17 protein-coding genes are annotated in these 18,289 nt (G+C 71.1%); 3 read left to right on the top strand and 14 right to left on the bottom strand.

The window, feature by feature from the left end; all coding sequences use genetic code 11:
- Window position 1: 1 nt before the first annotated feature.
- From ABR738_RS04325 to ABR738_RS04285, 9 genes are all read right to left on the bottom strand, one after another.
- Entirely contained in the window at window positions 2–628 is a 627-nt protein-coding gene (locus ABR738_RS04325) for a ScbR family autoregulator-binding transcription factor (protein ID WP_350228626.1), read from the bottom strand.
- A gap of 234 nt (window positions 629–862) precedes the next feature.
- Window positions 863–1,612, bottom strand: coding sequence for a TetR/AcrR family transcriptional regulator (locus ABR738_RS04320; protein ID WP_350228625.1), 750 nt, complete (start codon window positions 1,610–1,612; stop codon window positions 863–865).
- Window positions 1,613–1,794: 182 nt separating this feature from the next.
- Complete coding sequence (locus tag ABR738_RS04315; RefSeq protein ID WP_350228624.1) at window positions 1,795–2,799, bottom strand: ScbA/BarX family gamma-butyrolactone biosynthesis protein; 1,005 nt, start codon at window positions 2,797–2,799, stop codon at window positions 1,795–1,797.
- A 163-nt stretch (window positions 2,800–2,962) separates the two neighbouring features.
- Entirely contained in the window at window positions 2,963–3,550 is a 588-nt protein-coding gene (locus ABR738_RS04310; RefSeq protein WP_350228623.1) for a GNAT family N-acetyltransferase, read from the bottom strand.
- 88 nt (window positions 3,551–3,638) lie between these two features.
- The gene (locus ABR738_RS04305) at window positions 3,639–4,442 is read right to left on the bottom strand and encodes a SigB/SigF/SigG family RNA polymerase sigma factor (protein ID WP_350228622.1); all 804 of its coding nucleotides are present in this window, start codon (window positions 4,440–4,442) and stop codon (window positions 3,639–3,641) included.
- A gap of 273 nt (window positions 4,443–4,715) precedes the next feature.
- Window positions 4,716–5,597, bottom strand: a complete 882-nt coding sequence (locus tag ABR738_RS04300) for a geranyl diphosphate 2-C-methyltransferase (protein WP_350228621.1) — start codon at window positions 5,595–5,597, stop codon at window positions 4,716–4,718.
- Window positions 5,598–5,613: 16 nt separating this feature from the next.
- Window positions 5,614–6,951: a family 2 encapsulin nanocompartment cargo protein terpene cyclase gene (locus ABR738_RS04295; RefSeq protein ID WP_350228620.1), complete on the bottom strand. Its 1,338-nt coding sequence runs from the start codon at window positions 6,949–6,951 to the stop codon at window positions 5,614–5,616.
- 617 nt (window positions 6,952–7,568) lie between these two features.
- Window positions 7,569–8,981 carry a family 2B encapsulin nanocompartment shell protein gene (locus ABR738_RS04290; protein WP_350228619.1) on the bottom strand — a complete coding sequence of 471 codons (1,413 nt, stop codon included), beginning with the start codon at window positions 8,979–8,981 and terminating at the stop codon, window positions 7,569–7,571.
- Between the two features lie 341 nt (window positions 8,982–9,322).
- A complete protein-coding gene (locus ABR738_RS04285; RefSeq protein ID WP_350228618.1) occupies window positions 9,323–10,942 on the bottom strand; it encodes an alpha/beta hydrolase in 1,620 nt (539 codons plus the stop codon).
- A gap of 243 nt (window positions 10,943–11,185) precedes the next feature.
- Between ABR738_RS04285 and ABR738_RS04280 the strand changes: the two genes are divergently transcribed.
- On the top strand, window positions 11,186–11,671 hold the full coding sequence (locus ABR738_RS04280; protein ID WP_350228617.1) for a hypothetical protein: 486 nt from the start codon (window positions 11,186–11,188) through the stop codon (window positions 11,669–11,671).
- Between the two features lie 33 nt (window positions 11,672–11,704).
- On the opposite strand, the gene ABR738_RS04275 is transcribed toward ABR738_RS04280, so the two are convergent.
- The 4 genes from ABR738_RS04275 to ABR738_RS04260 all read right to left on the bottom strand — a co-directional run bounded on the left by ABR738_RS04275 (window position 11,705) and on the right by ABR738_RS04260 (window position 15,349).
- Window positions 11,705–12,865: an oxygenase MpaB family protein gene (locus tag ABR738_RS04275; protein WP_350228616.1), complete on the bottom strand. Its 1,161-nt coding sequence runs from the start codon at window positions 12,863–12,865 to the stop codon at window positions 11,705–11,707.
- Window positions 12,866–12,932: 67 nt separating this feature from the next.
- Entirely contained in the window at window positions 12,933–13,988 is a 1,056-nt protein-coding gene (locus ABR738_RS04270; RefSeq protein ID WP_350228615.1) for a polyprenyl synthetase family protein, read from the bottom strand.
- A complete protein-coding gene (locus ABR738_RS04265) occupies window positions 13,978–14,256 on the bottom strand; it encodes a polyprenyl synthetase (RefSeq protein WP_350228614.1) in 279 nt (92 codons plus the stop codon). Before ABR738_RS04265 ends, ABR738_RS04270 begins: the two co-directional genes overlap by 11 nt.
- Before the next feature lie 187 nt (window positions 14,257–14,443).
- Window positions 14,444–15,349, bottom strand: a complete 906-nt coding sequence (locus tag ABR738_RS04260) for a LysR family transcriptional regulator (protein ID WP_350228613.1) — start codon at window positions 15,347–15,349, stop codon at window positions 14,444–14,446.
- Window positions 15,350–15,503: 154 nt separating this feature from the next.
- Here ABR738_RS04260 and ABR738_RS04255 point away from each other — a divergent pair, with 154 nt between their 5' ends.
- Both ABR738_RS04255 and ABR738_RS04250 read left to right on the top strand, forming a co-directional pair.
- Window positions 15,504–16,559: a YncE family protein gene (locus tag ABR738_RS04255; RefSeq protein WP_350228612.1), complete on the top strand. Its 1,056-nt coding sequence runs from the start codon at window positions 15,504–15,506 to the stop codon at window positions 16,557–16,559.
- 50 nt (window positions 16,560–16,609) lie between these two features.
- The gene (locus ABR738_RS04250; RefSeq protein ID WP_350228611.1) at window positions 16,610–17,494 is read left to right on the top strand and encodes an NAD(P)H-binding protein; all 885 of its coding nucleotides are present in this window, start codon (window positions 16,610–16,612) and stop codon (window positions 17,492–17,494) included.
- A gap of 16 nt (window positions 17,495–17,510) precedes the next feature.
- Here the strand turns inward: ABR738_RS04250 and ABR738_RS04245 are convergent, their stop codons facing one another.
- Entirely contained in the window at window positions 17,511–18,260 is a 750-nt protein-coding gene (locus ABR738_RS04245) for a dienelactone hydrolase family protein (protein ID WP_350228610.1), read from the bottom strand.
- Window positions 18,261–18,289 lie beyond the last annotated feature (29 nt).

Below are 18,289 nucleotides of genomic sequence, written 5' to 3'. Positions count from 1 at the left end.
GTCAGCGCGCCTCGGACGCGGTGCCCGACGCCACCAGTCGGCTGAGCGCGGGCTCCCGCGCGAGCCGGGGCAGCAGCAGCGCCCAGAAGCCGGTCACCTTGGCTCGCGCAAGCCACTGCGTGTCCTGGCCGCCCAGCGCCTCGAACCCGGTGACCGCCGCCATCACCGTGAGCGCCGCGTCCTGCGGGGAGACATCCGGGGCCAGCGCCCCTTCGCCGCGCGCGAGCGTGAACGCCTCCTCCACCCAGTCCTGCCAGGTGCGGTGCAAGTTCTGCTCCCGGCCCGGGAGTTCCGGGCCGTCGTCGAGGTCGAAGCCGGCCCGCAGCACGACGTCCTGGTGCAGCCCTCCAACCAGCGCGTGGCTGGCGTCTATCAGGAGCTGGAGCGCCCCGTCGCGCGCGGGGGCGCCTTCGGTGATCGTCCGCAGCCGCCCGGCGGCCGTCTCGCGGACCGCGCCGGCCAGGGCCGCCTTGCTCGCGAAGTGGAAGTGCAGGGCCCCGTTGCTCACCCCCGCGCGGGCGCTGACCGTGGCCAGCGACGTCGTCTCGAACCCGTCCCGGTCGAACTGCTCGGCGGCTGCCTCTATCAGCGCCTCGCGCGTGCGCACCGCCCGTTGCTGCATGGCCATCAAGACGCTCTCTCGCTGGGCGGGACGGACCTCTCCACTGAAAGGTGGGCCGTCGCCGCTTCCGTCCGGGCGCGCTCCGCGCCCCGGTGCCGAGGCCGTGGACGCGAGCTGGGCTCCGCTCCCCGACGGCACCAGGACACTACCAAACCGATCGTGCGGTTTTCTATGGGGCTGCGGCGATCGGTTCAGGACAGCGGCAGCGCGCTCCCGCGTGCGACGCGCGGTGTACGCCGGTCACACGGAGTCCGGGCCCACGCGGCCGAGCCTGACTTCGAGGCCATCCAGAAAGCGGTCGAGTCCGTACGCGAAGTTCTGGTCCCGGATGGCCTTCGGATCCTTGCCCCGCTGCTCGGCATAGCCTTCCCGCAGCCGGGGATATGCCTGTGCGGCCTCTTCGGCCGCCGGCCACAGCCGCTCCGTCCACTCCTGCTCGGTCTGCCCGCTGCGCGCGAGCATGGTCAGCCAGGCCGCCTCGCTGATCGCCGTCCCCGTGACGTAAGCGAAGAGCGCGCGCACCGCGTGGTCGGACTCGGCCAGCGGGAACCCGGCGGTCTGGAAGGTCGCGATCATGCGGTCCGTCAGGCGCATCAAGTTGGGCCCGAGGTAGGCGACTCCGACCTCGCCCAGCACCGAGGCGATCCAGGGATGCTGGAGGATCATCGCCCGCACGCCGTGGGCGCGCCGTGTGGTGGCGTCCCGCCAGTGCGGGCCGAACTCGCCGTCCGGCTCGTCGAGTTCGCCGTACACCTCGTCCACGACCAGCTCGATGAGCTCGTCCTTGCTGGCCACGTGCCGGTAGAGCGAGGTGGCTCCCGCGTCGAGCCGGGTGCCGAGCTTGCGCATGCTCAGCGCCTCGATCCCCTCGGCGTCCAGCAGGCGCACGGCCTCCGCGACGATGTGCTTCCGACTCAGCGCCGGCTGCTCGCGCCGCCCGCGCGGACGGGTCCACACCGACGGAATCACCTGCTGCTCATCGCTGGGCATCCGGCCCACTCCTCGTCTCCTCGGAAGAGAACTTCCCTTGGGGGAGCCCCCTTGGCGCACACTGTATCCCGTTTGCGTACGCTGTTCGCGCCGGGGTCTGCACCGAGGTGCCGACGCGCTACGGAGACGATGCGGGGGGAGACGACGGCGAACTTGCGGGCCCGCCCCTTGGCCTGACCACGTCACGGACGGATGGCCGGCACCGTGATCACGCAGCGGAAGACCTGCGCGCCGTCCTGCGAGCCCGTCACCACCACCACGTCCTCGCCCGGGCCGCCGGAGACCGGGCAGGCCTCGATGAGGCAGGGGCTGTCCAGTTCGGTGTAGCGCAGGAACTCACTCGCGATACGCGACGGCAGCAGGGCCGTGCGCTGCGGCTCCGCGGCGTGCAGCAGTGTGGTCGCGGCCTGGCGGGCGGCCTCGAGCAGGACCATGCCCGGCACATGGTCGACCGGGTGGTCGAAGAGGGCCGGATGGCGGGTGTCCACGCGCAACAGCCACTGTCCGGCCCGCGCGGTGGGGGAGAGGACCACGTCGACGGGTGACATGCGGCCCACACTCTGCGGCGAGACGGGGGCGGTCAGGTGGAGCGCGGTCCCCGCGCCGGCCAGCAGTCGCTCGCCCCGCAGCCGCCGGTACACCTTCGGGGCCACGCACGTGTACTGGGCACCCCCGGCGGCGACGGGCCCCGCGCCGTCGCGGATCTCGACGTCGTAGCGCGTCCCGGTGAACACGCCCCCGCGCCACTGCACTTCGCGGCAGGTCACGTCGATGTCGAGCCGCGCCGGAGTGTCACCGAGCCGCAGGTGCCCGGGCAGCACGGACACCGTCAGGTCGTTCATCACGAACTGCTGGCCCAGCGGCACCTCGAATCCCGCGTGGGCCACGAGGGCGCCGACCTGACGGACGGCCTCGGCGAGCAGTAAGGGGTCGTAGTGGGTTCCGTCGACGGGCGCGTAGAAGCGGTGTTCTCGCGGGAGTTGGGCGCTGACGGCGATTCGGGTGTCGTCGAGGCGCCGCCAGCCGGTGAGCAGGACGTCGGCCATCTGGGCGCGGTGCACGAATTCCTTGGGGACCGTCGCGGTGAGCGGTGGGCGACGGGACAGGGAGTGGCCGGGCGGGCCCGCGTCGTCGGTTCTCGACGTGGGGCCCACCGGCGCCTGCGGCCGGAACGCACTTGTTGACATGACGCCCCCCAGAGTCCGCTTTCGGCGAGGCGCGACGGATGTGCGCCCTGCGCCTCCAGCAGTCTCGAAGGTACATACCGCCCGGTTTAACTTCCAGTCCCGGGCCGGAATCCGACCGCCTGAAGAGCGGCGCAGGGCGCCGCAACTCCCGCCTGCGGCAACCCTATTCGGATGCCCACTCGACGTCACCCGGGCGCCGCCGCTGCCAATCGGCCCTGGTGAGCCGGTACTCGACTTCACCGTGCTCAGACCCCGGGATCGCCTCGGGCCAGTCGCCCGTGAAACTCCGCAGGAACAGCAGACCCGACTTCTCCATCACGCGCCGGGACCCGGCGTTCACCGACATGGTGTTCGCGGTGACCGACTCCACCCCGAGCTCGGCGAACCCTTTGTCGATCAGGGCCCGGGAGCCCTCGGTGGCGTAACCCCTGCCCCAGGAAGCCCTGTTGAGCCGGTAGCCCAGCTCGACGGTGGCCGGGTCGTCGTCGTCGAGAGGGCGGAACTCGAACCAGCCGAGGAAAGCCCCGGTGGCCCGCTCCTCGGCAGCCCAGAAGCCCCGGTTCTCCCAGCAGGGGTGGTCGTGCAGCAGCCGGGGCAGCGTCCGCGTCCGGATCGCTTCCAGGGTGGTGGGCCGGCCCCCGTTGATGAACCGCATCACCTCGGGATCGTTGTCCAGGGCGAAGAGGTGGTCGGCGTCGGCGGCGGTGAACGGGCGCAGTGCGAGCCGTTCGGTCCGAAGGAAGACGGTCATGGCGCGATCCTCCTCGACGGGCGGCGCGCCCCACCACCTCTTTTCGACGCGGCGCTCCTCAGCCGCACGCGGCCCGCGCGGCACGCGCTCAGGCGGCGTCCCGGTGTCCGGCCAGGGCCTGGCTGCGGACGCGCGAGCAGGTGCGGCTGAGGAGGCGGGACACATGCATCTGGGAGATGCCGAGTTCGGTGGCTATCTGATGCTGTGTCATGTCGGCGAAGAACCGCATGTACAAGATCCGCGACTCGCGCTCGGGCAGCGCCCGCAGCGCGGGCTTGACCGCCTCACGGTCGAGGACGGTCTCGAAACCGGGCTCGGCCGCGCCGAGGGTGTCGGCGAGGGCCGGCCCGTCCCCTTCACCGCCGTCGCCGCGGGACTCCGCGTCGAGCGAGAGCGTTCTGAAGGAGTCAAGGGCCTCCAGGCCGTCGCGGACTTCGGCCTCCTCGAGACCGCAGTGGGCGGCGAGTTCGGCGATGCTGGGCTCGCCGGGCCGTGCGGTCGTGAGGTCGCGGCGGGCGGTGCGCACCTTGTTGCGGAGCTCCTGCACCCGGCGGGGAACGTGCACCGCCCACAAGGAGTCGCGGAAGTGCCGTTTGAGTTCACCGTTGATGGTCGGTATCGCGTACGCCTCGAACGCGCCCCGCGCGGCCTCGTACCGGTCCACCGCCTTGACCAGGCCCATCGCGGCCACCTGGCGCAGATCCTCGATCTCCGCGCCACGATTGCGGTACTTGCCCGCGAGCCGCTGGGCCATCGGCATCCACTGGACCACGAGTTCGTCCCGCAGAGCGTCGTGCTCGGGCCCGGGCTCCAGGGTCTCGAGGCGGGCGAAAGCCGCCGTGGTGTCGGGGGCGTCATGGTGGTTGTGCTGGTGGCGGGCGGTCGTGGGCATGAGAACTCCTTGGGCATCGGGAACGGCTGTCATGACTGCCGCCGGCCCGGTCCCGAGCCGCACCAGGACCTGGCGCGCCCAGGACATACGGGTCCTGTCGGCGTGCCTGCGGTCCGAAGCACGAACCGCGCCTGCCCCCGGCTCCACCGCTCAAACGCCCCCACGCCCGCCTCCACCGCCCGAACGCCCGGACGCCGGGAAAGACCGGAGCTCCAGGCGTCCGGCGTGCCGCGTGGGCACACCGTCCACCAGGAGCTCCGCGAGCCCCGCCGCTCAGACGCGGTCGGCCGCGATCAGGACGTACTGGAAGGAGCCGTCCTTGTAGGAGTTGATGAAGGCCTCCTCGATGCCCGTGACGAGGGAGGAGGTGGCCCGCAGCTCCCAGTACGGCAGCGTCGCCGGCGTCAGGTCGACGACCGCCTGCGGGACCAGACGGTTGTCGGCCATGGCCCGCAGGTACTCGCGGCGCGAGTGGATGTTGCACTCGAAGTGCGCGTTGATCTGCGACACCCACTTCGAGGGCTGCCCATAGATGGGGTTCCAGCAGCCGGTGATGGTCACATACCGGCCGCCCGGCGTGAGGATGCGGGCGTGCTCGGCGAAGAGGTCGTGCAGATCGACGTACATGCTCGACTCGTTGTTCCACGAGCCTGCGGCCTGCCCGGTGGCGAACGGCATGGCCAGCATGTTGCGGACCTGGGCGCGGACGGAGCTGTCGATGCCGAGGTCGCGGGCGCGCTGGTTGGCGAAGTCGGCCTGCTTGGCCGAGAGGGTCACGCCCTCGACCGTGCACCCGAAGCGCTGGTGCGCCATGACCATGGAGCCGCCGCGCCCGCAGCCGGCGTCCACCAGGGTGTCACCCCGCTTGATCGGGCCGAGGTGGTCGAGGAGCACATCGGACTGCGCGGATTCGAGCCGGTGCAGCTCGGCGACCAGCCGCGTCTCCCGGTCGGGCGCGCCCGGCTCCCCGAGGGCGGACTCGTCCACGTCCCCGATGCCGTAGTGGTGGTGGTAGAGCCCGTCGACATCGCCGAGGCGCAGGTTGACCGGCCGTGCCTCGTGGTCCCAGTAACGAGCGATGTCGTCCTGGTAGGGCGTGGCCGGAGCGGGGATGGTGCCCGCGGCGTTGGTGGTGGGTTCGACATTGGTGGACACGGTGGGTCCCCTTCATTTACCAGAAGTCGGGCAGGGTGTATCGGTAGGTGTTCGTCTGGTGCCAGTGGTGGTTGCCGTCCACCCAGGCCGCCACTCCTCGCAGGAACCGGATCACCTGGGGGGCCGGACAGGCCGCGGCGAGGCCGGCGGCCTCGGCCTCGAAGTCGCGCATGAGCTCGTTGTGGATCTCGATCGCTTTGAGGTACGCCTCGCGGGCGTCGCACTTCTCGCGGTCCGCGATCACCACGGGCAGGTTCAGATGCACGCCGGGGGAGTCGAGTTCCTTGGTGTAGGAGTAGAGGTCGTTGACGATGGTCGTGGCGTTCGAGGCGAGTGCGATGACCCGCTGCATGGCGGGCCGTGCGTGGAGATCCGCGGGCAGTTCGTAGCCGCCGACCGTGTCCGTGATGGTGGGGCACGGCCGGAAGTTGTTGAACTGCCGCATCGCCAGGTACTCCCAGACCTCGGGCATGTACTCCGTCTGCGCCCAGGCGGCCTCGGCGAGATAGCCCAGGTGCAGTCGGGCCATGTCGTGGCGGTAACGATCCGCCTGCGACGCGCTCGCGGCCCGTACGAAGTAGTCCATCGCGGAGCGGTAGGCCCGGCGGGGGGCGTCGCTGAGGAGTGACTGGGCCCAGGGCGCCGTGTGTTCGCGTGTGGTGTGGAGCGGGTCGAGGGCGGTGTGCGCCAGCAGCAGGCGTCCGCCGAGACCGACGGGTGAGCCGCCATGGTCCTCGCAGTAGCAGTCGTCGAGCGCGTTCTCCGCGGCCATCAGCCGCGTCGCGAGCATCAGATGGTCCACCGTGGGGGCGTCGGGATGGCAGGCGACCATGTAACGGCCGAGCGCGAATCCGTCGAACTGGTCCTCCCACTCCGGTGGGTACAGCTCGACCTCGTGCACCGCCCAGTCCTTGATCCGGCGGCTCACCTCGGCCACGCGCACCGGGTCGGGCTCCGCCACCGGGTGGTGGTAGAGCCCCGGCACGGCGGTGGGGGAGTGCGGCGCCTCGGCGGACGGGACCAGGCGAAGGCCGCTCGTGCCCAGGCCGCTGGGGCCCCGCAGCACACGGTCGAGGACGTCGGGGCCCAGGCCCACCGCTGCGGACGGCGGCCCTTCGGGAGCGGCTTCCGCGACGGCGCTCTCCGGCACGGACGGGGGCGGTACGCGGCCGTCCGCCGGGGGGTCGGGCACCGAGACCGGGGGCGCCGCCGCGGGTCCGGCCGGGAGCGGGACGGGCGGGCCGGAGGGGAGGGTCAGCCGTGGAGTGCCGGCGCCATCGGACGCGGCAGGTGCTGCTGCCACGCCCTGCCGGACCGTGGGTGACGGCGCCTGACTGAGGTCGGGGACGGGCATCCAATGCTCCTTGTGGTGAGGCGAAGTGTTCCGAGCGCGCGTTCGGTCGCCGAGCAGGCTTGGGGGTGCGGGCGCGGCCGCGGGCGGGGCGGGGTCGCGTCACGGAGCGACGCGGGCGCACCGCGGAATGACGCACCGCCCCGCATTGCCCAACCCGGCCTCGCAGCAGGTTGGTTGCTTGCCGCAAGCCGGGTGGTTCCCGCAAGCCGGTTGGTCATCGCCCGGCTGTGGATGTCTCGGTGGATGTCTCCGTGGACGTCTCCGCGCGCGATCGCCCGCGAAGCCGCTGGGCCCGGGCGCTGAAGACGCGGGCACGGCGGGCCGGGGCAACGGGTCTCGCTCGTCCGGGCGGGTTGTCGGCAGCGCCGGCCCACACGGACCACGCGCACCTCGCTGGACGCGCGCCGTGGCGGCGGCGTGGTGCCCGCAGGGACGGAGCACCACGTCGCCGTGTCCACGCCGGGCTCGCAAGGCCCCGGGGCGACAAGGCAGTTCCAAGGCGACAAGGCAGCCCTGGTGCGGCCGGCGCCGGCCGCACCGCGACCCAGCCGGGGCCCGGCGGGGGCCGGCCCGGGCCGGGCCGTCGGCAGCGAGTGTCCGCCGGTGTCGCGGAAGGATCAGCGCCAGCGGCTGACCTCGACGTTCTCCAGGATGCCGAGCGCGTCGGGCACCAGGATGGCGGCGGAGTAGTAGGCCGTGACCAGGTAGGAGATGATCGCCTGCTCGTCGATGCCCATGAACCGCACGGACAGACCGGGCTCGATCTCGTCCGGGATGCCGGTCTGGCGCAGGCCGATGACGCCCTGCTGGTCCTCGCCGGTACGCATGCAGAGGATCGAGGTCGTGCGGGCCTCGCTCAGGGGGATCTTTCCGCACGGGTAGATCGGCACGCCGCGCCAGGCCGGAAGGCGGTGTCCGTCGATCTCCACGTGCTCGGGCACCAGGCCGCGCTTGTTGCACTCGCGCCCGAAGGCTGCGATGGCCTTGGGGTGGGCGAGGAACAGCTTGGAGCCACGGCGGCGCGAGAGCAGTTCGTCCATGTCGTCGGGGCTCGGCACGCCGTCGTGCGGCTGGATCCGCTGCGCGTAGTCGCAGTTGCTGAGCAGACCGAACTCGCGGTTGTTGACGAGCTCGTACTCCTGGCGCTCGCGCAGCGCCTCGACCGTCAGACGGAGCTGGTGCTCGGTCTGGTTCATCGGCTGGTTGTAGAGGTCGGCCACGCGGCTGTGGACCTTCAGCACGGTCTGGGCGACCGAGAGTTCGTACTCGCGCGGTGCGCTCTCGTAGTCGACGAAGGTGTGCGGGATGACGGCTTCGCCGACGTGGCCGGCCGAGAGGTCGATCGCCGCTTCGCCGTACTTGTTGGTCGCGCGTTCCGGCTCGTCCGACCCGTTGGTGAGGTGGCGGTTGAGGCTTTCGGAGCGCTCGGCGAGGTTGAGGAGGTCGGCGCGGGTGAGTTCGAGCACCGTGCAGGCGGTCGTGGCGCGGACGGTGTACTCCCACGAGGCCTCGGGGTCCAGCAGGGCCCGGTCGCCGAAGTAGGAGCCGTCCGCGAGGAAGCCCAGGTCCGTCTCGTCACCGTAGGGGCCGGTGCCGACCTTGCCCACCCGGCCGTGGGCCAGCAGGAACACGCGGTCCGTCGGGGTGCCCGAGGTCGCGATGGTTTCCCCGGCGGCGAACTCCCGCTGCGTACAGCGGTTCGCGAGCTCGGACAGGGTCTCCTCGTCTTCGTAGTCGCGCAGTGCGGGGAGCTCGCCCAGCTCGGCGGGGATGACCCGCACGTTGCCGCCGGTCTGGATGAATTCGACCCGGCCGTCCCCGACCGTGTAGCTCAGTCGCCGGTTGACCCGGTAGGTGCCACCCTGCACCTGGACCCACGGCAGTGTCCGCAGCAGCCAGCGGGAGCTGATCTCCTGCATCTGCGGTACGGATTTGGTGGTCGTCGCCAAGTTCCGCGCGGCGGCGGTGCCGAGACTCTGCTGGCCGCCTGTCGCCGCCTCTGCCGTCTCCGCACCCGTATCGACCGACATGTCTCCCCAATCGCCCATTCGTCATGGCATTTCACCCTGGCATGCTGCGACTTCAGCGTGACAGAGGAAGAGCCCGCCGCCCATTCCCCGGAAGGTGCATAGCGGAGCGCGTTGTTCGAAAGTGACGAGAAGCGCCTCAAGTGATCTCAAACCTGCATGGCGCCGGCTTGACCGAAAATTGTGAGAAGGGGTGAAGGGCCTGCCGGGACGGGCCGGGTGGAGTGCTGGCCCGGCGGGTGCGTGCGGCCGCCGGACCCCCGGCCCGAGGTGCCGGGCAGGCCCCCGTCGGCGTTCGTCGGCAATCACCAACGACCGCCGCTGGCACGGCAATTGATGGGTGGTCAGCGCAGGGCGCCGTGGATGGCCTCCGGGTCGGTGGGTGATAGGGGCTTGATGGCAGTCTTCGCCTTCAGGGACGGGGTCGACGGCACATAGGAGGGGGCCGGGTCGGGCTCGGGCGCGCAGGTCTTCGCGATGCGGCCGTTGCCCTTGGGGAGGGTGCCGTCGCGGAGGTAGTCCGCGAACGTGTCGTCCAGACAGGCGTTGCCGTGGAACAGGATCTCGTGGAAGCTGCCGCCGTTCTGGACGACCAGCTTGGATCCGGGCAGCGCGTCACGCATCGCGAGGCCGCCCTGGTACGGGGTGGCGGCGTCCTCCGTGGCCTGGAAGAGCAGGACGGGCGGCAGGCCCTTGCCGGTGATCTTCATGCGGCCCGCCGGGTCGCCCTCGTGCGGCCAGAACATGCACGCGGCGTTGTACCACATGTTGTTGTAGGTGTAGAAGGGCGCCGAGGCGTTGACCTTGGCCTGGTCCTTCTGCCAGAAGTCCCAGTCGCGCGGCCAGGCGTTCTCGGTGCACTGCGCCGCGTTGTACGCGGGGAACGTGCCGTCGTCGCCGCCGGGCGCCGCGTAGCGGTTGTAGGCCTCGGTCAGGGGCTGGATGTCGTGATGGGTGAGGTAGGCCGAGAGCACGGTGGCCATGCGGGGCCAGCGCAGGAAGTTGTAGCCGCCCCCGTAGAAGGTGTCCTCGAACTCGGCGGGACCGATCTTGCCCGGCGCCGGCGCGGCGTCGACCGGCGAGGTCCGCAGGCCCGCCTCGACCTGCTGGTACGCCTTCTCGACGGCGGCGGCGTCCGTACCGAGGTGGTAGACGGAGTCGGCCTTGGCGGTCCAGGCCGCGAACGCGTCGAAGCGGCGCTGGTGCTCCTTGTCCTGGAGGACGTTGTGGTCGTACCAGCTGATGGTGGGGCCCACGATGCTGTCCAGGACCATGCGCCGCACGTGCGAGGGGAAGAGCTGGCCATAGGTCGAGCCCAGCGAGGTGCCCCAGGAGCCGCCGTAGAAGTTGATTTTCGGTGCGCCCAGGGCCCGGCGGATGCTGTCCATGTCGCGGGCGTTGTCGACGGTGGTCATGTGCGGCAGGAACCAGGCCCAGTCGGCTGCGCAGTCGGCCGCGTATCCGGCGGCCTTCGCCAGCCACGCCTTCGAAGTGCCCTGGCTCACCCGGTAGTCGGGGCGGGGGCCGTCGAAGTAGTGGGCGTCGCAGGTGACATGGGGTTCGCTGGCGTTGGTGCCGCGTGGGTCGAAGCCGATCCAGTCGTAGGCCGAGGCGACGTCCTTGGGGATCTGCCCGGCGATGTAGGCGGGCATCCAGAGGCCGGAGTCCCCGGGGCCCCCGGGGTTGAGCAGGATCGGCCCCTGCTGCTTGCTCTTGGGCGCGGTGGCGGGGAGCCGGTTCACCTTGATCTTGATCTTGCGGCCGTGCGGGTCGGCGTAGTCCACCGGCACGTCGAGCAGGGCGCATTGGAGCGTGGGGGCGGTGGGGTCGGCGCAGGAGCTCCAGACGAGCTTCCCCTGCCCGGTGTCCTCGCGCCCGCCGGTGCCGGGCGTGGCGCCGGCGGACGTACTCGTGAGCGCCATGACGGCAGCGGCCGCCGAAAGCAGAGCCAAGACTTTTCTCATGGCGAGCATCATGTGATATGTGAAATGTTACAGCTAGAGAAGTGACAGGACGTTATGAAGCCGTGATCGAGGGGGAGTTGGGGTCGTGCGCCGACGGCGCCATAGCCCTCGCTCCGCGCGAGAGCGGGGACCAGCGGGTGGTGCGGTGCGTATATCGTCGTGATCGTGATCGTGGAGGTGCACGTTCGCACAGGGCGGGGCCGGGACGGCGAGCCCAGCCGTACTTCATGGGGGAAAGGGCACATGCGGGACTCGAACAGTGGGGCCACCCTTGTCATTGCCGGTCTGGTCGTCGCTCTGGTGATACGTCGGCAACTGCGCACCCGCCCGGTTCGCCGCACGGGCTCGCTGCTCGCGCCGGCGATCCTCGGTGTGGTGGGCGCCGCCGGGCTCGGCTTCGGTGTCGCCTCGGTCGTCAAGGAGCGCCCCCTCGGAACGCTGCCCATCGTCCTTTTGGCGATGAGTCTCGTGGTGGCCGCCGGTTTCGGGGTCCTGAGGGCACGGACCGTACGGATCTGGCGTGACCCCCAGGGAGCGGTGGTGCGCAAGGGGACGCCCGCGACCACCGCCCTGTGGGTGGCCTCCGGGGTGGCTCACCTCGGCCTCGGTCTATGGATCGACCAGGTTGAGGGCGTGGGGATCCTGGGTGCCGCGTCGTTGTACGCGTATCTGGCCATCGGCCTCGGCGCGCAGAACCTGTCGGTGCGGGGGCGGGCCACAGCCCTGTGAACGGGCCGGGGACGCCGGTGGCTGGGGACGTCGTCAGCGGACCGTGGCGGGCGGCGGGGTCCAGCGGCGGGTGCGGGGGACCGTGTTGGAGAGGCCGAAGTCCTTCTTCAGCTGTTCCGGGATGGCGTAGTGCATCACACGTCCCCGGGTCAGCGAGGACAGCTCGAACACGGCGGTGAGGTGGCCGAGCCGGTCCAGCGCCCACGCGCCGAGCGGTGAACGGTCCTCGATGGTCTCCAGCACGCCGAGGAGGTGCGGGACGGCCTTGACGACGGTGTCCCACGGTGTGCGGGGCACCTGGAGCCAGTCGGCACAGGTGTCTCCGACCAGGTAGCGGATGAGGGCGGAGACGATCGGGTCGAAGAAGGTGCCCGGCACGATCTCCTCGTAGAGGTCGATGAGTTGCCGGGTCAGTTCCGCGCCCTCGTCGGAGGGGCCCATGTGCCGGACCATGTACAGGTCGAGGAATTGGCGTGCCTCGTCGAGCGTCTTGGGCACGGCCTCCTGGTCGATGCCGAGCATGGCGCCCACCACGCGCCACGCGTAGTAGTAGGCCTCCGCGCCCTCCGTGGACATGTGGATGCCGAGCCGGTGCAGGCTGTCGAGGACGAGGAGCGAGAAGAACATCTGCCCGCCGACCAGGTCCTCCTGGCAGATCGGCGTGCCCAGCGCCTCCGTGTCCCACCGGTCCTCACGCTTGAGGTGGTGGCGGATCGAAGCGTGCAGCAGACGCACCTTCTGGGCCGCCGGGATGAAACGGCTGCCCGCCTCGAACGCGTCGGGCTGCATCAGATAGACGGTGAACTGCCCCGTCTCCGCCATCCTCTTGGACGGGTACTTCAGGCTGTGGGTGGTCGACAACAGCTTCGCCACGTTCGGCACGACGTAACAGGCGGGCATGGAGGCGAAGGACAGCGCGGTGGAGATGTGCACGTTGTTGTCGATGAAGAACAGCCGGGCCTTCTCCATCTCACCCCAGTCCACCCACGCGGGCGGCAGACTCGTGGCCTGAAGGTACTCGCGGGCGACGGCGGGCAGACCGTCGGGCAGCGGGGCGCCGGCCGTGGAGACGTACCGCATCAGGGTGTTGAACGTGCCGACCTCCCCCCGCTCGAAGAGTTCGGCGACGGTGGCGTCGGCGAGTTCGTCACCGGTCAGCCTCAGGGCGTCCAGCGACGCCTCGGTGTGGTTCATGGCGAACTCCTTTGTCTTCCATGTCCTTGGTCGTTGGACGTCGTCCTTCGCGCGGGTCGTCCCGGGTTCAGGACGCGCGGACCGCCGCCGAATGCGCGAGCGCCGTCAGCGCGGCGGCGGCGCGCGGCGGAACGTCCAAGTCGTGCAGGACGCCCAGGGCCTCCTCGACCCGGGCGGCGATCATCTTCTCGACGCGGTCGGGGGCTCCGACACGGCGCATCGTCGCGCGGACCGTGTCCATGGCCTCGCCGTCCAGGTCGCCACGGCCCAGCAGCGCGCGGAGCGTCTTTCGGTCCTCGCCGTCCGCGAGCCGCCAGGTCTCCGCGAGCAGCGCGGTGGGGCGGTGTCCTCGTACGTCGTCGGCGTTGGCCTTCCCTGTGTGCTCCGGATCGCCGAACAGGCCGAGCAGATCGTCCCGCAACTGGAAGGCCTCGCCGAGCGGCAGCCCGTACGCGCGATAGCCCTCGCGCAGCCGGGCCCCCGCCCCGGCCAGGAGGCCACCGATCAACAAGGGTTGTTCCACGGTGTACTTGGCGGTCTTGTAGCGGATCACCTTCAGCGATGCGGCGGTGTCGGGGTCGGCTCCCGTGCGCAGGATCTCCAGGCACTCACCCGCGATCAGTTCACGCGCCATCACCCACCACAGGGGGCGCGCCCGGGCCAGATACGCGGACGGCAGACCGCTGGCGGCGAACAGCTGCCCGGCCAGCGCCATCAGCAGATCACCCACCAGCATCGCGAGCGACCTGGCCGCGCCGGTGCCGCCGGGCCCGGGCCGTACGGCGTCGAGCAGGGCGACGTGCGCGGTGGCACGGCCGTGGCGCAAGGAGCTGTCGTCGATGAGGTCGTCGTGGACGACGGCGGCGGCGTGCACCAGCTCCATGGAGGCCGCGGCCCGTACCAGCGCCCCGTCGTCGGGCTGGCCCACCGCGCGCCAGCCCCAGTAACAGAACGCCGCCCGCAGCCTCTTGCCGTCCGCCAGCGAGGACTCCAGCTGTTCGGCCACCGGTGCGAGCAGGGGATCGATCGCCGCGAACCGGTCGGCCTCCTCGGCGACGAACCCCCTCAGCACCTCATCCACACGGGACTTGAACGCGGTCGGCTCCCACCGGTCAGACGGCATCGAGGCTCTTTCGGGCCAGGACGTGCTGAGCCAGGATCTCCAGGTGCGGCGGCGGTACGTCGCTGTAGCGGGCCAGCGCCAGGCGGCCGCGCGCCATCAGGTCGTGTTCGGCCTCCGTCGCCAGTTCCCCCGCGTCCGAGCGGCGCAGCAGCCCCCGTACGGTGCCGAGCGCCGTGGCCACGGTGGTCACCGCCAGATCGGCGAGTCCCGCCGCCAGCAGCACCGCCCGGCCGTCGAGGCCGCCGCGCCCTTTAGGTTCCTGCCTCATGCTCATGCCCTCCACCGACCACTGACCGCACGCCGAAGCGGCATCCGTCGCGCGGACGCCGTGCCGCCGAGCATGGCGTCCTGACGGGCGGGAAGGGGCGGCAACTCACGATCGAGTGATCGGATCGCTCTGCCGTACGGATCATGACGTCAGGGCCTGTTGGACACTGCCCAGGACCCGTCGGCGTTCACACGCGTCCGGCGCGTGCGGATTCCAGTACCGAGGCCGCCACGTGCTCGCGGAACCACACATGACCGGGGTCGCCCGCGTTGCGGGGGTGCCAGGCCATGCCGAGGTCGAGGGGGCTCAGGTCGAGAGGGATGGGGAAGGTGCGCAGGCCCAGGGCGGCCGTGGTGTCCGGGAGCCAGTCGGGCAGGGTGAGTGCGACGAGGTCCGTCTCGCGGGCCAGCATCATCGCGCCGGTGTGGCTCGGCACCACGACGGCGACCCGGCGGCGCAGCCCGAGCTCACCGAGCGCGCTGTCGATGGGGCCCAGGCGCTTGCCGAGGCGCGAGATGCCGATGTGGTCGGCGGCGGCGAAACTCCGGGCGTCGATCGGCCGGTCGAAGAGCGGATGCCCGGCCCGCGCGATACCGACCAGGGGCATCCGGGCGAGCGCCCGGGTCTGGATCTCGGGGTCCAGGTGCCCGAGCGAGCCCAGTTCGACATCCACCCAGCCCTGGCGCAGCGCGGGGCCGCCCTCGACGGACTCCGGCAGGAAGACCACGTCCACATGCGGCGCCTCGGCGTGCACGCGCTCGGTCAGGGGGCCGGCGAGACCCACCAGAAGCAGATCCGTGGCCTGGAGTGTGAACGTGCGCTGAAGGTGCACCGCGTCGAAACCGGCGCCCGGTCTCAGGACGTTGTCGAATCCGCGCAGCAACGCCCTTACCTCGTCGCGCAGTTCAAGGGCGCGCGGGGTGGGGACCATGCCCTGGCCCGCGCGCACCAGGAGGGGATCACCGACCGCGCGGCGGAGCCTGGCCAGCGTGCGGCTGACGGCGGCGGGCGAGGTGCCGAGGCGTTCGGCCGCGCGCGTCACGCTGTTCTCCTGGAGCAGCGCGTCCAGGACGCGGAGCAGATTGAGGTCCATGCAAGGCTCCTGAACTGCAATTTTGCATCTGAGTCAACAATTGGCTGTCCATCTTTGCATTGTTGCGACAGGGCTCATTGACGAGAGTTGAGGGGTCGGCGGAAGCGCCTGACACCCCCTCGTCCGATCCGATCCATCCGATCAAGGAGTCCCCATGTCGCAGTCCCCGCGCGCCGGGCGTGAAGGCGACGTTCTGGCCGTGGCGAGCCAGAGCGGGGCGACGGTCTCGTTCTTCGACGTCGCCTCCGACCGGCACCTCGACACCGTCGAAGTCACCTGCTCACCCCACGAGTTGTGCTTCGACCCCACCCAGCGCCTGCTGTGGTGCACGACCGCGTACGAGTCGGGCTACTACCACGCCAACAGCGGCCGCCGCACCGAACTGACCGTCATCGACGCCGACACCCGCCGGGTCGTCGAGGTCATCGACCTCGCCCCCGAACACGGGCCCCACGGGCTGGCCCTTGACACCGCCCGCCGCCGCCTCTACGTCAGCGTGGAAGGCTCGGCCGACCGGCCCGGCGGCGTCGTGGTGATCGACACCGGGACCCGGCGCCCGCTCGGCCGTATCGACACGGACGCGCCGGGACCGCACTGGTTCGTCACCGATCCCTCCGGAAGGACCGGGTACGCCGCCAACAAGGAGGCGCCCTTCGTCTCGGTCGTCGACCTCGAACGAGGCGTCCTGACCGCGAAGGTCGAGGTGCCCGGGAGTGAGGGCATCGCCGTCTCCCCCGACGGGGCACACGTCTACGTCGCGGCTCCCTACGGCGGTTCCTTCGAGCCCGGCGCCGCCGAGCGCCCGCCCACCGGAATCCGCGTCATCGACGCCCGCACCCACGCGGTCGTGGCCACGCTGCCCACCGAGGACATCGTCCTGCCGGTGCACATGACGTCCACCGGCAGACTGCTCGTCGGTGAGATGCGCGGCGCGTTCGATCCGGCGTCCGCGCTCGGCCGCCACGCGCCGGGCAGTCTCACCGTGTTCTCGGCCGAGACCCACCAGAGGCTGGGCCAACTGGAGGTCGGGCTCTGCCCGTTGACCATCTCCTCCTCCCCGGACGGCCGCATCGGATATGTGGCCTGCGTCGCCTCCTCCACCGTCGACATCGTCGACCTGGACACGCTGCGCGGCATCGGCCGGCTCGACATCGCCAAGCGCGACGAGGCCGGCGCCCACGGGCTCGCGTACATCCCGCGCCCGGCGTGAAGCACTCCCTCTCTCCCACATCGCCCCACCCAACCGTCAGAAGGACGCACATGTTTGTCATCACCGCCCCCACCAGCACCATCGGCCGTGAGGTCGTCGACACCCTGCTCGACCTCGACGTACCCCTGCGGCTCGTCGTGCGCGACGCGGCACGACTCGCGCCGCACGTCCGTGAACGCGTCGAGGCCGTCGAGGGCTCGCACGGCGACCCCGATGTCATCGACCGGGCCTGCGCGGACGCCGACGCCGTGTTCTGGCTCGCGCCGGGCGACCCGGCCGCGCCGAGCGCGCACGCCGCGTACGTCGACTTCACCAAGCCCGCCTGCGCGGCCTTCGTACGCCACGGAGTGCGGCGCGTCGTGGGCGTCTCCGCGCTCGGCCGTGGCACGCCGATGGCCGCGCACGCGGGACCGGTGACCGCGTCCCTGGCGATGGACGACCTGATCGGCGCGTCGGGCGTCCCCTACCGGGCCGTCACGTGCCCCTCGTTCATGCACAACCTGCTCCGCCAGGTCGGGGCGCTCAAGGAGCAGGGCCTGTTCTTCCTCATGGCCGACCCGGACCTGAAGGCCCCGCTCGTCGCCGCGCGCGACATCGCGGCGACCGCCACCCGCCTGCTGCTCGACGACTCCTGGCGGGGCGCCGGCGAGGTGGCGTGCCTTGGCCCCGAGGACCTGTCGCCCACCGAGATGGCCCGCACCCTCTCCGACGTCCTCGGCAAGGACATCGGCTACCGGCAGATCCCCGGCGCGGCCCTCAAGGAACGCCTGACCGGCTTCGGCGCGAGCGCGGCCATGGCGCAGGCGATGGCCGACATGTTCGACGCCAAGAACCAGGGCCTGGACGGGGCCGAGCCGCGTACGGCGCGGTCCGCGACCCCGACCACGTTCCGCCAGTGGTGCGAGGAGGTGCTTGCGCCGGCCGTGCGGTCCTGACCCCGCGCCCCCGGTCTCACCCCTTGCCGAGGGTCCGGCCGAGCAGGGCGAGCAGACGGTCCCAGTGGCGCTGGTACGCCGCGGGATCGAACGCGTCGGTGTCGGCCATGGTGAAGCCGTGGATCGTACCGGGACAGGTCTCGGTCGTGTAGTCGACCCCTGCGGCGTCCAGGGCCTTGTTGAGCTCGATGACGGCGTCGGGTGTCATGTCCTGCTCGGACAGGCCGAAGTGGGCCTGCGCGGTCATGCCGGGGATGAGCCGGTGCGGGCTGTCGGGCGCGTCGGTGACCAGGGCACCGGGATGGAAGCCGGCCACGGCGGCCACCCGGCCCGGGTGGGCCGCCGCCGTGCGCGCCGCAAGCGGGGCGCCCATGCAGTAGCCGATCGCGGCGACCGGTCCCTGTTCGACCTCGGGCCGCGCGGTGAGGAAGGTGAGGTAGGCCTCCGCGTCCCTGAGGGCACGCTCGCCGGTGTGCGCCCTGACCATGGGCATCACCTGCGCGATGATCCCCGAGCGGACGTCTTCCCCGATGTACTCCGGGAGGTCCACCACCGGGGTCGGGCCGTGCCGGTAGAAGACGTTGGGGACGAGTACGTAGTACCCGTGCCCGGCCAGTTCGCGTGCCATCTCGTGCAGCACGGGGCGCAGTCCGAACGCGTCCATGTAGAGCAGCACGCCGGGGTGGCGCTCGCCGTCGTCGGGGAAGGCGGCGAAGGCGTCGGCCTCGCCGTCCGGGGTGGGGATCAGCAGGGTGGTGGTGGGCATGGGGGACTTCCTTCCTAGGGCTGATGCCG

The sequence above is a fragment of the Streptomyces sp. Edi4 genome (assembly GCF_040253615.1).
Classification (GTDB): domain Bacteria; phylum Actinomycetota; class Actinomycetes; order Streptomycetales; family Streptomycetaceae; genus Streptomyces.
The sequence above is the reverse complement of the archived record's forward strand: the minus strand, read 5'-3'. Positions and strand labels throughout refer to the sequence as shown.